This window comes from Elizabethkingia bruuniana (assembly GCF_002024805.1).
Taxonomy (GTDB): domain Bacteria; phylum Bacteroidota; class Bacteroidia; order Flavobacteriales; family Weeksellaceae; genus Elizabethkingia; species Elizabethkingia bruuniana.
This window is the reverse complement of the sequence record NZ_CP014337.1, coordinates 2,471,399-2,485,887: the sequence shown is the minus strand read 5'-3', so window position 1 is coordinate 2,485,887 and position 14,489 is coordinate 2,471,399. Positions and strand designations below refer to the sequence as shown.

Annotated in this window: 14 protein-coding genes; 9 read left to right on the top strand and 5 right to left on the bottom strand. The window is 36.2% G+C overall.

Annotation, left to right across the window (positions count from 1 at the left end; genetic code table 11):
* Positions 1-70: 70 nt before the first annotated feature.
* A complete protein-coding gene (locus AYC65_RS11555; RefSeq protein ID WP_234300318.1) occupies positions 71-565 on the top strand; it encodes a thermonuclease family protein in 495 nt (164 codons plus the stop codon).
* A 252-nt stretch (positions 566-817) separates the two neighbouring features.
* A complete protein-coding gene (locus tag AYC65_RS11550) occupies positions 818-1,531 on the top strand; it encodes a 3-ketoacyl-ACP reductase (RefSeq protein ID WP_034871165.1) in 714 nt (237 codons plus the stop codon).
* A 67-nt stretch (positions 1,532-1,598) separates the two neighbouring features.
* Here the strand turns inward: AYC65_RS11550 and alaS are convergent, their stop codons facing one another.
* From alaS to AYC65_RS11535, 3 genes are all read right to left on the bottom strand, one after another.
* Complete coding sequence (gene alaS / locus AYC65_RS11545) at positions 1,599-4,202, bottom strand: alanine--tRNA ligase (RefSeq protein ID WP_034871120.1); 2,604 nt, start codon at positions 4,200-4,202, stop codon at positions 1,599-1,601.
* A gap of 213 nt (positions 4,203-4,415) precedes the next feature.
* Positions 4,416-5,264: an ABC transporter permease gene (locus AYC65_RS11540; RefSeq protein WP_034871119.1), complete on the bottom strand. Its 849-nt coding sequence runs from the start codon at positions 5,262-5,264 to the stop codon at positions 4,416-4,418.
* Positions 5,265-5,269: 5 nt separating this feature from the next.
* On the bottom strand, positions 5,270-6,160 hold the full coding sequence (locus AYC65_RS11535; protein ID WP_034871118.1) for an ABC transporter ATP-binding protein: 891 nt from the start codon (positions 6,158-6,160) through the stop codon (positions 5,270-5,272).
* Between the two features lie 98 nt (positions 6,161-6,258).
* On the opposite strand from AYC65_RS11535, the gene AYC65_RS11530 reads away from it, so the two are divergent.
* Positions 6,259-7,602, top strand: coding sequence for an AAA family ATPase (locus AYC65_RS11530; protein WP_034871117.1), 1,344 nt, complete (start codon positions 6,259-6,261; stop codon positions 7,600-7,602).
* A gap of 175 nt (positions 7,603-7,777) precedes the next feature.
* Here AYC65_RS11530 and AYC65_RS11525 read toward each other — a convergent pair whose 3' ends face one another.
* Positions 7,778-8,344, bottom strand: a complete 567-nt coding sequence (locus tag AYC65_RS11525; RefSeq protein WP_034871116.1) for a Crp/Fnr family transcriptional regulator — start codon at positions 8,342-8,344, stop codon at positions 7,778-7,780.
* Positions 8,345-8,521: 177 nt separating this feature from the next.
* Here AYC65_RS11525 and prfB point away from each other — a divergent pair, with 177 nt between their 5' ends.
* The 6 genes from prfB to AYC65_RS11495 all read left to right on the top strand — a co-directional run bounded on the left by prfB (position 8,522) and on the right by AYC65_RS11495 (position 14,056).
* Positions 8,522-9,631, top strand: a complete 1,110-nt coding sequence (gene prfB / locus AYC65_RS11520; RefSeq protein WP_034871115.1) for a peptide chain release factor 2 — start codon at positions 8,522-8,524, stop codon at positions 9,629-9,631.
* 9 nt (positions 9,632-9,640) lie between these two features.
* Positions 9,641-10,117: a cupin domain-containing protein gene (locus AYC65_RS11515; RefSeq protein WP_034871114.1), complete on the top strand. Its 477-nt coding sequence runs from the start codon at positions 9,641-9,643 to the stop codon at positions 10,115-10,117.
* Positions 10,118-10,210: 93 nt separating this feature from the next.
* The gene (locus AYC65_RS11510) at positions 10,211-10,888 is read left to right on the top strand and encodes a DedA family protein (protein ID WP_034871113.1); all 678 of its coding nucleotides are present in this window, start codon (positions 10,211-10,213) and stop codon (positions 10,886-10,888) included.
* A gap of 95 nt (positions 10,889-10,983) precedes the next feature.
* Positions 10,984-12,903 (top strand): DNA primase, encoded by a 1,920-nt coding sequence (gene dnaG, locus AYC65_RS11505; RefSeq protein ID WP_034871112.1) that lies wholly within the window; start codon positions 10,984-10,986, stop codon positions 12,901-12,903.
* A 70-nt stretch (positions 12,904-12,973) separates the two neighbouring features.
* Entirely contained in the window at positions 12,974-13,657 is a 684-nt protein-coding gene (clpP, locus tag AYC65_RS11500; protein WP_034871111.1) for an ATP-dependent Clp endopeptidase proteolytic subunit ClpP, read from the top strand.
* 165 nt (positions 13,658-13,822) lie between these two features.
* A complete protein-coding gene (locus AYC65_RS11495; RefSeq protein WP_034871110.1) occupies positions 13,823-14,056 on the top strand; it encodes a hypothetical protein in 234 nt (77 codons plus the stop codon).
* Here AYC65_RS11495 and AYC65_RS11490 read toward each other — a convergent pair whose 3' ends face one another.
* Positions 14,057-14,473 carry an EamA family transporter gene (locus AYC65_RS11490; protein ID WP_034871109.1) on the bottom strand — a complete coding sequence of 139 codons (417 nt, stop codon included), beginning with the start codon at positions 14,471-14,473 and terminating at the stop codon, positions 14,057-14,059. It abuts the gene before it with no gap.
* Positions 14,474-14,489 lie beyond the last annotated feature (16 nt).

Sequence of the window (14,489 nt, the reverse complement as noted above, 5' to 3'; positions counted from 1 at the left end):
GGACAAATTTCAAATAAACAGCGATAGTAAAAGAAACTAATTCGTATTGTATATGCTTATATTTGCGGCCATGAAAAAAATAATAGCACTATTATTATTTCCTGTTTTATTGTCTGCACAGACAGTAGCAAGAGTAGTAGGGATTAAGGATGGGGATACTGTTGTGGTTCTTTTAAAAGGTAATGTACAGAAAACATTAAGACTGGCAGAGGTAGATTGTCCGGAAAGCAGGCAGCCTTTTGGTAAAAATGCCAAAAAATTTACTTCTTCAGAAATTTTTGGAAAAAGCATTACTTATGTAGAAACTGATACGGACCGTTATGGAAGGTCAATAGCTAAAGTATATTATGACAATGGAAAATATCTTTCTGCAGAACTTATCAAAGCCGGATTGGGCTGGTGGTACTTTAATTATTCAAAGGATAAATCTTTGGGTGATTTACAGGAGGTCGCTAAGAATCAGAAGTTAGGGTTGTGGCAGGATGTTCATGCAATAGCGCCGTGGGAATACAGAAAGCAACAAAGAAATAAGATAAAGCAAAGAAATAACGGTTTCGGAGGTTAAGGATTTAATAGATGCTAATGGTTTGACTGAAATTTTATAAAACACTTAAGGAAAAAGTTATTCATTATAATAATAGTTCACATTAGAAGACTTTAGTTTTTTGAAAATCTTTGATTTTTATCTTTAGTGAACCTAGTTATATGTATTAATAGTTGGAATCTCAAGTAACTTAAGTGTTGAGATTTAAACAATTTGAAACATTAGTCTCTGATGCTTTTTGTAAATTTGTATACACAGATAAAAAATAACATAATGGATCTAAAGGGAAAAAACGCCATTGTAACCGGTGGTGGAAAAGGATTAGGTAAGGCAGTTGCTTTAGCGCTGGCTAATGAAGGAGCAAACGTTGCAATTACCGGAAGAAATGAAGAAAATTTAAAGAACACAGTAGCCGAATTGGAGCAGCTGGGTGTGAAATCGGCTTATGCAGTATTCAATGTAGATCAGGAAGCTGAGGTACAAAAAGGTATTGCAGATCTTGCAGGTAAGTTAGGAAGTGTAGATATCCTGATAAACAATGCCGGAATCGGAAATATGGGAAAACTGGAAGATATGTCTTCTGATGTATGGGAGCAGGTAATTAAAACCAACCTTTTTGGTGTGTATTATGCTTCAAAGGCGGTATATCCGTTTATGAAAGAAAATGGCCAGGGAGATATTGTAAATGTTGCTTCTACAGCTGGATTGAAAGGTGGCGGCGGAATGTCGGCTTATGCAGCTTCTAAAGCAGCGGTAATATCACTTTCTCAGTCAATGATGGCAGAATGGAGAAAACAAAATATCCGTGTGATTACGCTTACGCCAAGTACAATAGCATCGGATATGAGTATTGGAGCAGGCTTAACAGATGGTAACCCTGATAAAGTATTACAGCCGGAAGACTTTGCAGAGTGGGTTAGAGATATCCTGAAAATGAACAGAAGAGCGCTAATTGCTAATGGTTCTATTTTCTCTACAAATCCTTAGTAAATAAGTTTTACAAAATAAAAAAGCTACCTATTCAGGTAGCTTTTTTTATGTATAAACGATGTTGTTATAACTGTTGTGCTTTCTCAAAAGCTTTTTCCAGTCCGTCTAGGTTTTTACCTCCGGCTGTAGCAAATGCAGGAGCACCACCACCGCCGCCTTGGATTTCTTTAGCAAGATCTTTAATTAAAGCTCCGGCCTGGTAAGTCTGAGTAAGATCATCAGAAACTCCGATTGTAATCATTGGTTTATCACCAGCATTAGATAAGATAATCGTTAATGATCCCGGAATCTCTTTTTTCAATTGGAAAACAATATCCTTAACAGAACCAGCATCCATTGAAGTTTTCTTTACCAATAGCTTTTTATCACCTTTATCCTGATATTCATTTTTCCATTGTAAAGCTTCTTGTTTCGCTTTTTCAGCTTTAAAGCTTTCAATTTCTGATTTTAAAGATTGGTTTTCTTCTACCAGTTTCTGAACAGATCTTAAAACATCTTTGGACTTGAGGAACTGTGCTATTTCCTGGTAGTTCTTTTCTAATGTTTCGAAATATTCTCTAGCTTTAGATCCGGTGATTGCTTCAATTCTACGGATTCCGGCCGCAGCAGAACCTTCAGATTCTATTTTGAAAAGTCCTATTTCTCCGGTATTCTTTACGTGTGTTCCTCCACATAATTCTTTGGATGTTCCAAATTCTATCATGCGGACATTGTCACCGTATTTCTCACCAAATAAAGCCATAGCACCTTTGTCCATAGCCTCCTGAATCGGAATATTTCTGTATTCCTGAAGTGCTATATTTTTTCTGATCTTTTCATTTACCTGTTGCTCTACAGCAGCCCATTCTTCTTCTGTCATTTTGCTGAAATGCGAGAAGTCGAAACGTAAATAATCTGGTCCTACAAATGAACCTTTTTGCTCTACGTGAGTTCCTAATACACTTCTTAAAGCTTCGTGTAAAAGGTGAGTAGCAGAGTGATTATTTTCTGTATCCTTTCTTTTGGAAACATCAACTTTTGCTGTAAAAGTGGCTTTTACATCCTGTGGTAGAGTAGGGATTAAAGAGATATTAAGGTTATTCTCTTTTTTTGTATCCAGAATTTCAATACTCTCTGTAGCATTTTCTAAGATTCCTTTATCTCCAACCTGGCCACCTCCTTCTGCATAGAAAGGAGTTTCGTCCAGTACGATCTGGTAAAACTCACCGTCTTTATTTTCAATCTTTCTGTAACGGGTAATTTTCACTTCGTTTTCAGTAAGATCATAACCTACAAAGTTTTCAGGTTTTTCTTCCAAAATAACCCAGTCATAAGTTTTAGAAGCAGAAGATTGTTTTGAACGTTGCTTTTGCTTGTTCATTTCCTCTTCAAAACCAGCTTCGTCTATGCTTAATCCTTTTTCTTCAGCAATGATACGGGAAAGGTCAGCCGGGAATCCAAAAGTATCGTATAGTTCGAATACTTGCTCGCCCGGAAGGTTTTTCTCGTTATTTTTTATAGTAGCCTGGATAATTGCATCCAGTCTTACCAATCCGTGTTCAATCGTTTTCAGGAATGAATTTTCTTCCTCCTTAATTACTTCGGTAACCAGTTTCTCTTGTTTTACAATTTCCGGGAAGAAAGAACCCATCTGATCCTTTAGAACAGCAACAAGCTTGTAAAGGAAAGCTTCTTTCATGTCCAGGAATCTGTATGCATATGAAATGGCACGTCTTAGGATTCTGCGGATAACATATCCGGCACCACCATTGGAAGGTAATTGTCCATCGGCAATAGCAAATGCTACAGCACGGATATGATCTACTACTACACGAATAGCAATATCTTTTTCATCTTCCAGAATACCTGTATACTTTTTACCTGAAATTTCTTCTACTTTAGAGATTAGTGGTGTGAATACATCTGTATCGTAGTTAGATTCTTTTCCTTGTAATGCCATACAAAGACGCTCGAAGCCCATACCAGTATCTACATTCTGTTTTGGAAGTTTTTCCAGAGATTTATCTGCTTTTCTCAGGAATTCCATAAATACAAGATTCCATACTTCAACGACTTGTGGATGATCCTGGTTTACTAATTCTCTTCCCGATACTTTTGCTTTCTCTTCAGCGCTACGAATATCTACATGAATTTCAGAACATGGTCCGCATGGTCCGGTATCACCCATTTCCCAGAAGTTATCTTTTTTGTTACCATTGATAATTCTGGATTCATCAACATATTCTTTCCAGTAATTATAGGCATCCTGATCTCTTTCGAGATTCTCTGAAGCATCACCTTCGAATATGGTTACATACAAATCGTCTTTAGAAATCTTATATACTTCTGTAAGAAGCTCCCACGCCCAGGCTATTGCTTCTTTTTTGAAATAGTCACCGAAAGACCAGTTACCCAGCATTTCGAACATTGTGTGATGGTAGGTATCGCGGCCTACATCGTCCAGGTCATTGTGTTTTCCGGAAACACGAAGACATTTTTGTGTGTCGGCAATTCTGAGACTTGAAGGCTCTTTGTAGCCTAAGAAAAAATCTTTGAATTGCGTCATCCCCGAATTGGAAAACATCAGTGTAGGATCATCCTTTAGCACAATTGGTGCGGACGGAACGATCTGGTGTCCTTTTTCTTTAAAGAAATCTAAGAACCTTTGGCGTATTTCTTGTGAAGTCATATGAAAATTTGATGTGCAAAAATAATGATTTTAAAAGAAAGTGATGTACTGTATATGATGATATAAAAAACTAATATCAATAAAGTGTTAAATAAACAGAATGATATACTGTTTCAGGCAAATAAAAAAAGGAACTTTCTCCTTTATTTTCGGGGAAAGTTCCTTTTGAATATGATCTGAATTTATGCTGATATAATATCAGTCAGAATGGATTTACCAGTCTCTTTTCTTCAGGATATAGTAAGAACCATAAACGAATAATATACACCAGAAAATACATGCAATAACACTTTCGGTAGGATATTCAAATTTATACGGAACACCAAATATTTTCATGGCTTTTAGTCTCATTACCGGATTAGGAATCAGTTGAGACATACTTTCCAACGGAAGGATTTTTGAAATGAAAAATGAATCATGCATTACAGTTGCTGCCTGCTCATTATTCAATCCTCTGAATTTGGAATAGCTCTCAATACCACCAAAAATAGCTTCAGCAATCCACCACATAAAAGATGCAAGCAATACAAAGATGGATTTTCTTAAAAGAATAGACAGGAACATGAGGAAACTAAAGAACGTAAACAATTTCAGGAAATAGTGACCTATGAAAAATATTTCTTTGAAAATTAATTCAGATTGTGTCGATTCTGAATAGGAAAGACCTATTGCCAGAGTAATACCAAAAACAATAAGAGTGGAGATAAAAGTGAATATAAAAATTGTAAGCAGTTTGGAGCCTATAAATTCCTCTCTGCTGAGCCCGTCAATGGTGTTTTGTTTAAACATTCGGTTTGTGAATTCCTGACAAATAGAAAAAACAATAATAAGCCCAAGGAATATTTTCAGAAGGGCAACAATCCAGGTTGTGAAATTCCAAATTTCCGGAAAATTATAAATTCCCTGATCTTTTAAATTGATCTGAAAGCCTTCTGAAAATTTTATATCGATAAGTCCGATAAACAGCAGGGCTATTAATATAATGAAATATAAGGTTGTAAATACTTTGAATGGCCTGTAAGTAAGGTTTTTATAGTATTCTATTGCGATTAATCTTTTCATCGTGGTTATTTTTTTACAAGTTCAAGGAATTGAGCTTCAAGAGATTGTTTCTTTTTGGCTAGGTGAGAAAGGTAGATACCTTTTTCAGAGATTTTTCTGTTAAGCTCTGAAGCCGATAAATCTTCATGGATATTGGCAATGATAATCTCTCCGTTCTGTTTTAAATCCGAAAACAGGTTAAGTTCTTCAAGTATTTTAAGAAGTAAATCATTATTGTCTGCTCTCAGTTCAAAGTAACCTTTGGAGTTGGTCATACCATCAACACTGCCACTGTATATTGCATTTCCTTCTTTTAGTACAATAACATGACTGCATATTTTTTCGATCTCATCCAGAAGGTGGCTTGCGATAATAATGGTGATACCTTGTTTGGCTATATCAGAAATGATGTTCCGGATCTGAATTATCCCTTCAGGATCCAGTCCGTTTGTTGGTTCATCCAGAATTAAAACTTGTGGATTGTTCAATAATGCAGAGGCTATTGCCAGACGCTGTTTCATTCCCAGAGAAAAAGTTCTGAAAGGATCATCTTTTCTTTCGAGAAGACCAACTGTAGAAAGTACTTTATCTATTTCCGAATAAGGAGTTCCTTTAATTTCAGCAACAATTTTCAGGTTTTTAGCAGCACTCAGGTAAGGATAGAAATTAGGTTGCTCAATAATGGCTCCTATCTTTTTTAAAGTTTCTGTGGTTGTTCCTTTTTTGCCAAACCAGTACCATTCGCCGGAAGTTGGATTAATAGTTGTGAGAAGCATTCCGAATGTTGTTGATTTTCCACTTCCATTGGGGCCAAGAAGTCCATAGACATTTCCTTGTTCAACATCGAACGAAATATTGTTTACAACCGTTCTTTTAAATTTCTTTGTAAGATTCCTGACGGATAAAACTTTTTCCATTTTTAGTTTTATTTAATAGTAGTTAAAAAAACATAAATGTTACAATCGGGGAGAATTCTAATGAAATAGTTGTATCTTGAATTAAAATTTCAAAACGGATGAAACTAGCAGAACTTACAAATGATCTTACAATTTCTAAGGAGAGTATAAAACAGTTTATACAGGATTTTGATCTGGGAGTAGAGGATGTAATGGATGGACAGCTGAATCTTAAAGATAACTTTGTACAGTTTGCAGAAGAGAATGCAGATTTTCTAAAGAAATATGCTGAAGATATTCGCGCTGAGAAAACATCTGAGGAGATTGCACAACGTATCAAGAAGCCTGTAGAACAGGTAGATGAAGTCTTAAAAAAAGAATGTCCAAACTTGTTTGAGGCCAACGGTTATAAAACGAGTGTTTCCAGTTATGGTATAGACAACAAGCTGGGCGGAGATTATAACTTTATCTATAATTATTTTGGAAAACAAACACCGCTTACACAGCATAACTTTATAGGATACAGAGATCTGTTTTTTTATGTTACGGATATTATAGAACCTTTTATTAATCCAAATCAGCTGGAAAATTGGGGAATTGCAAAACCTGCAGGTATTATACTGTATGGCCCTCCCGGTAGCGGTAAAATTTTCTGGGCTAAGAAAATAGCAGAAATGATAGGCTATGACTTTGTAGAAGTAAGAAACGACTATCTTTCGGTGCGTTATAATGACGGTAAAATGAGAAAGTTTAAAGATTTTCTCTTTGGTAAAATGAAAAAGCCCAAGACATTACTGTTTATGGAGCATTTTGAAGATGTAGCATTGGAAAAAACAGCTGATGTTGTATTAACACCAGAGGCATTGGAAGTTAAGAGTGCCATTTTGCACGCTATACAGAATAATCTGAAAGATGAAGCTTTATTTGTAGGTTCTACAGATGCTCTTGTCGGATTCGATGAAGAAATACTGGCGCCGGGTAGATTTGATCTGCTCATTCCTGTTTTTCCACCCAATGAAGATGAGAGAGCACAGTTAATTCTGTATCATATGATGAAAGATTTGGTAGAAAGTTCTCCGCTTCTGAAAATTCTGAGAGATAATAAAGCTGATAAAAAGCCTTTCTGGGAAGAAACTGCGGAGAAAATGAAGCTATTCTCTAATACCATGATGATTGATTTTACTCAGGGAATAAAGAAAAGGCTGCATTCTGAATATATGCGCCTGCAGGGACAGAATGTTATGATTTCTGAAAAGATTATTAATGCCGCTTTAAGCGAGTCTTTAGCAAAACTTACTCCTGAGTATCTGAATCAGTGCGCTGTTTTTATCTCGGAGTTTAATCAGAATCTTTCTACGGAATTCCCGTTACGTATACAGAAACTAAGTGAAGAATTGGATCATTATCGTATTAAAGAAGAGCCTATACGGAAAATAGGATTTAATCAGGATGATGAAGACTAATATAAAACCAACTGAAGAAAAATATTGCCTGAATTAATCAGGCAATAAATTTTTTCTCAAAGCCTAGGTGCTTTTTTTTCATTTGTGAGTTTGAGATTTGAGAAAGGTTTTATTCTTGAAGTCAAAAACCTCAACAAAAGTATGGCTTTTTTTGATGGCTGGAAATGAATTTAGGTTAAAAAATCCGCCTTCTGATCCTGCTTAAAGCCTGTGGAGTCACTCCGATATAAGATGCAATATACTTTAACGGAATTCTTTTTATGACTTCCGGATTTTGTTTGAACAGGCTTTCATATCTTTCCTGCGGAGATTTGGTCAGTAAAGAAAATTCCCTGTCAGACCTTTCTACATAAGCTTGCTCATTCAGTATGCGTCCGATTTTGTCCCATTTTGCAGATTGCTGATAGAGATCCTGAACATCATGCCACGATATTCTTAAAAGGCTGGTGTCTTCCAGTGCTTGTAATGAATATCTACACGGAGTCTGAGTGATGAAAGAATCATATGCAGAAACAAAGTCCTGTTCGAAAGCAAAATAGAAAGTAGCCTCGGCTTCACCTCTTTCAATAAAACGTCTGACAATACCTTTTTCAATGTAGTAGGCATAACGCTCTATACTTCCTTTAGGCGTTATAATGTCTCCTTTCTTATAATCTTTACTGGATATTTTCTGTAGGTAGTAATTAAATTCAGCATCAGTTAGCTCGATAATATTATCAAACAATTCTCGTATTTTTTCCATCAAATCTGTTGTGTGTTTGTTTAAAAAATGTGTTTTTATTTATTTGTATTTGTGTGTTGAATAGATGTCAGATGTCTACTATAGTAGTAAATATAGCGGTTTTTTTGAAAAATCAGAATTATTTGTTAAATATTAAATTATTCTTAGCATTCGTTGTCGAAGTTTTATCTTTGCGGAATGATAAATAATGAGCAAACAAAAGATGTGCTAAAACGCATCGATGATCTATATAAATATCTACAGATTGAAAAAAAGCGGATAGAAATTGTTAATGATGATGAGAAAACAGCTGCTCCTGAATTTTGGAATGACCCTAAAGAAGCGGAAGTCTTTTTGAAGCAACTTCGTGGAAAAAAGAGATGGGTAGAAGGTTATGATGAAATCAGAAGTACTTTTGAAGATTTATTAGTTCTGCAGGAGTTTGCAAAAGAAGATCCTGAAAGCGAAAAAGAATTAGATGAGGCTTTTCCTCAGCTGGTTGAAAAAATTGAAGAATTGGAATTCCGCAATATGCTATCCAATGAAGGTGATGAATTGTCGGCTGTAGTTCAGATTACAGCAGGTGCAGGCGGAACAGAAAGCTGTGATTGGGCAAGTATGCTCATGCGGATGTATGTAATGTGGGCAGAAAAACAAGGCTTCAAGGTAAAAGAACTTAACTATCAGGAAGGTGATGTTGCAGGAGTAAAAACAGTGACACTGGAAATAGATGGTGATTATGCTTTTGGTTACTTGAAAGGAGAGAACGGAGTACACCGATTGGTACGTATTTCTCCTTTTGACTCTAATGCGAAGAGACATACCAGCTTTGTTTCTGTATATGTATATCCTTTGGTAGATGATACTATTGAGATTAATATTAATCCGGCCGATATAACGTTTGAAACAATGCGTGCCAGCGGTGCCGGCGGACAGAACGTAAACAAGGTAGAAACAGCTGTGCGTCTACGACATGCTCCAACGGGTATTATTATAGAAAACTCCGAAAGCCGTTCGCAGTTACAAAACAAAGAAAAGGCAATGCAGCTCCTAAGATCCAGACTATACGAAATCGAATTGGAAGAGCGTATGAAAGCCCGTAACGAGATTGAAGCTAACAAAATGAAGATTGAATGGGGAAGCCAGATTCGTAACTATGTAATGCATCCGTATAAACTAGTGAAGGATGTGCGTTCTGCTTACGAAACATCTGATGTGGATGGTGTAATGAATGGTAATATCACACCATTCCTAAAAGCCTTCTTAATGAATGAAGGACAGAGTTCTGAAGAAGAAGATATATTTTAAAGAATAAAAATGTCAGAAATTCCTAAAATCCCAAGAAGAGTTGTTACAGGTATTAAAGATGGAAAGTCTGTAATAGCAGAAGATAGTATTGTAACCAACATAAATGAGGATATTAAAGGCCTTGTGCTTTCTGATATTTGGTCAACCGATACTTTCCCGGTAGATTTGGAGAAAACTCTTGTTATAGAGAATACACCTATCCCAAAAGTTCCGACAAATGGTACTTACTTCAGGTATGTAAGCATTCCGCCTGATAAAGAATTAGGAATAGAGGTGAAAGAAGGTCAGCCGCATCCATTAATGCACGAGACTAAAACGCTGGATTATATTGTGATTCTTTCCGGTGAAATATATTTGATTTTGGAGGAAGGCGAAACATTATTAAAGGCTGGAGATATTGTCATTCAGCGTGGCACGAATCATGCATGGAGTAATCGATCGGACGGAAACTGCATTCAGCTGGCCATACTTCTGGATGCCAAATAAAGTTTGAGCTTAATTTTAACAAAAGATTAAATAGATTCTGTCATTAGAAGTTTTTAATTTTATTTATATTTGTCAATCATATAAATCTACTGAATGGAAAGTTGGAAAGATCTGTTAAATCCCGATTTTTATATTACGAATGGAGGGCTTTGGATTGTATTGTTTATTATTTTTGCTGAAACTGGCTTATTTGTAGGTTTCTTCTTACCAGGAGATAGTCTTCTGTTTGTTTCCGGAATATATGCGACCAAGATTATATCAGAGAGTTTCGGCTCTACAGGAAGTGATTTTATAGATACTACTATATTAGCTTCGTTAATAGCTATAGCTGCTATTATTGGTAATATGGTAGGATACTGGTTTGGTTACAAAAGCGGACCAATGTTGTATGAAAGAAAAGATACCTGGATATTCAAAAAGAAATACCTGTTCAAGGCGCATGATTTCTTCGAAGATCATGGTAAAGTAGCTGTTATTATGGCTAGATTTCTTCCGGTTGTAAGAACATTTGCTCCTATTGTTGCCGGAATTGTGAAAATGGACAAAGGACGTTTCTTTGTTTATAATGTAATTGGAGGGGTACTTTGGTCATTCTCTTTGGTATATGCAGGACATTATCTGGATAAATTTTTCCAGGATCAGTTCAATATCGATTTGAAGAGTCATTTGGAGTGGATCATTATTATTATCGTGATTATCACTACAGCTCCAGTTGCTATTAAATTACTTTCGGGCGGAGATAAGAAAAAAGAAATAGAAGGGTCTAATTAATTTTCCCTGATATACAGATAGATTGAGATTGCTTTTAGCAATCTCTTTTTTTCTTCAATAAATAAATTAATATTTTTACTTTTTAAAAACTTAGTATGATTTCGAAAACCACAATAGATAAAATTTTCTCCGCTGTAAGAGTGGAAGAGGTGGTTGGTGAATATGTACAGCTAAAACGTGCTGGTGGAAACTTTAAGGGGCTAAGTCCTTTTCATGATGAAAAGTCGCCTTCATTTGTAGTGTCACCAAGTAAGCAGATCTGGAAAGATTTTAGTTCCGGAAAAGGGGGAACTGCAGTGTCTTTCCTGATGGAAATCGAAAACTTTACCTATCCTGAAGCATTACGTCATCTGGCTAAGAAATATGGAATTGAGATAGAAGAAGATGTTCAGGAGATATCAGAAGCTGAAAAAGAATCCCGTAATCAGCGGGAGCTATTATATAAAATCCATGAGGTTGCCAATAATTTCTTTCAGGAGCAGTTGTATGATACTGAAGAAGGGCAAAATATTGGTTTGTCCTATTTCCGAGAAAGAGGGCTGAATGATGAGGTTCTGAAAAAGTTCCAGTTAGGATATTCACCGGAACTTAAGAATGCTTTTACCAAATCTGCTAAAGAAAAGGGCTATGATAAAGACCTCCTGGAGAAATCCGGATTATCTATTTTTCCGGAAAATGCCCCTGATGGTATCGACCGTTTCCGCGAACGGGTAATTTTTCCTATTCTTAGTTTTTCAGGAAGAGTATTAGGTTTCGGTGCCAGAATCCTGAAAAGTAATGTAAAGACAGCCAAATATCTCAACTCACCAGAGACCGAGATTTATCATAAATCCAACGTACTCTATGGAATTGCCCAGTCTAAACAAGCAATATCCAAAGAGAATCATTGCCTTCTTGTGGAAGGTTATATGGATGTTATTTCACTACACCAGGCAGGAATAGAAAATGTTGTAGCCAGTAGTGGTACAGCCCTGACAAAAGAGCAGATCAAACTAATCAAAAGGCTTACGCCTAATGTAACAATCCTGTTCGATGGTGATGCTGCCGGAATTAAGGCCTCATTCAGAAGTATCGATCTCCTTTTAGAAGACGGGATGAACATTAAGGTAATGCTGTTTCCGGATGGACATGATCCCGATAGTTTTGCCAAAGCCTTTCCACAGGACTATGTAAAAAGCTATATCGCAGAGCATGCAGTAGATTTTATTCACTTCAAAATAGATGTTCTTCAGAAAGATGCCGGAGACGACCCTTTTAAAAGAGCAGATCTGATAAAGGAAGTTGTAAAGAGTATAGCCTTTGTTCCGAACAATCTTCAACAGGAGATATTTATACAGCAGGCATCCAAATTATTACATGTTTCCGAGCAAAACCTGTTCAATGAACTACAGGTCCAGAAAACCGGAATACAGCATCAGGAAAAACCTAAAGCACCGCAAATCCAGCCTAAACTGGAAAAAGTGGAGATGTCCCAGATTGAAACCATCAATCCGTTGTTGCTATTGGAGGAAAAACTGGTCGAACTTATGCTGAAATATGGTGATAAAGAAATTGTAAGAAAGAAAGAAGAGGGAATGGTAAAGTCTTCTGTTATTCAGGAGATTTTAAATCATTTTGATGAAGATTCTTATGAAATTCAGATCCCTCTGCATCAGAAAATTATAGATGAAATACGTAAGGGTGCTGAAAAAAATGAATTACGTTCCGGGCAATTTTTCTTTAGCCTGATGGATGAAGAGGTGAACCAAAAAGTAGCAGACGCATTGATCGATCCTTATCAGTTAAGTGACTGGAATAAGTTCAATATTTATTTTAGTTCGGAAGAAGATGTTGTAGAAAAGATGGTTCAGGATATTATTCTCCGTCATAAACGGGAGTATATACTGAAGATTATAAAGGACTTACAGGTAAAAGTGCAGGAAGACCCTGGTAATGATGTACAGTATTATGCCACAATTGTAAAACTCACCAGGCTTAAAATGGAGCTGGACAAAGTATTATACAGGATATTGTAATTAATTTCTGCCAGAATGTCCGTATATTCGTTTGGAACAAAATTAGTAACACAATAGAAAAATTAATTCAATGGATATTAAAAAAGAATTTAGAGATTATGCAGTAAAACACCTTGGAGTGAATGGTCTTGCTGCTGATCAGTATATGGGTATATATGGTCCAACCAATTTAACGCCGTACATCATGGAAGAGCGTCGTTTAAATGTAGCGCAAATGGACGTTTTCTCCCGTTTGATGATGGACAGAATTATCTTCCTTGGAACTGGGATCGATGATCAGGTTGCCAATATTGTAACAGCTCAGTTATTATTCCTGGAAAGCGCTGATCCTGCTAAAGATATTCAGATTTATATCAACTCTCCTGGTGGTAGTGTATATGCCGGATTAGGAATATATGATACCATGCAGATTATTAAGCCGGATGTAGCTACAATCTGTACAGGTATGGCAGCGTCTATGGGTGCTGTATTATTAGTAGCTGGAGAAAAAGGTAAGCGTTCTGCTCTAAAGCATTCAAGAGTTATGATTCATCAGCCAAGCGGAGGTGCTCAGGGGGTAGCTTCCGATATGGAAATCAACCTTCGTGAAATGTTGAAATTAAAAACAGAATTATACGATATTATCGCTCACCATTCAGGTCAGACTTATGAATGGGTAGAGAAGTCTTCCGACAGAGATTACTGGATGACTTCCGAAGAAGCTAAAAACTTCGGTATGGTAGATGAAGTTTTGCAACGTAAAGTAGAAAAATAATTTTTTTCATATTTGTTTAGAAGGGAAGGCGTAAAATCTAAGGGTTTTACGCCTTCTTTTATTTAATAAAAACACAATTTTGGAATGTTTCGCTAAACATAAAAAATACATTTATATTTTCTAAGGAAGCTTTGACGGATGGAGAAGCTTTTTTACTTTTGCAGCATGAAAAATATTCAGATAAAAACCGAGGAGTTTTTTGAATTACTAAAGCTACAGGATGCTTCTATGTGGGACGTTTTCGAGAAAATGGTAGATGGGGAAGAGAAGCAGATTATCTTCTTGGATAAAGATGATAAAGTAGTAACAACTTATATTCTGCCCCAAACTATTGATCAGTTGAAAGCCGATAAAGAAATCTTCAATAAGACATTCACGGAGAAATTATCTCAGAACTAATTATTTTAGCAATAAAACAATTGTTCCGGCAATAATTAGCCCTGCACCAATTGCTGTTTTTGTATCTATTGTTTCGCGCAAAAATACAGCGGCTAATATAATCGTGAGAGCTATACTTAGTTTGTCTATAGGTGCCACTTTAGATACATCTCCCATTTGTAAAGCCTTAAAATAGAATATCCAGGATAGTCCGGTTGCTATTCCGGATATTGCTAAAAATATAATATTGGTTTTGGAGAGACTGGTTATTTCTTTTGTCTCCCCACGGACAATAACAATTCCCCATATCATAACCAGTACAACCACTGTACGGATGGCTGTTGCAAGATTAGAATTGATGTTGGAAATACCTATTTTAGCAAATACTGCAGTGAGCGAAGCAAATAAAGCAGAAAGAAGTGCATAAATCCACCACATAATATTTTATTATTTA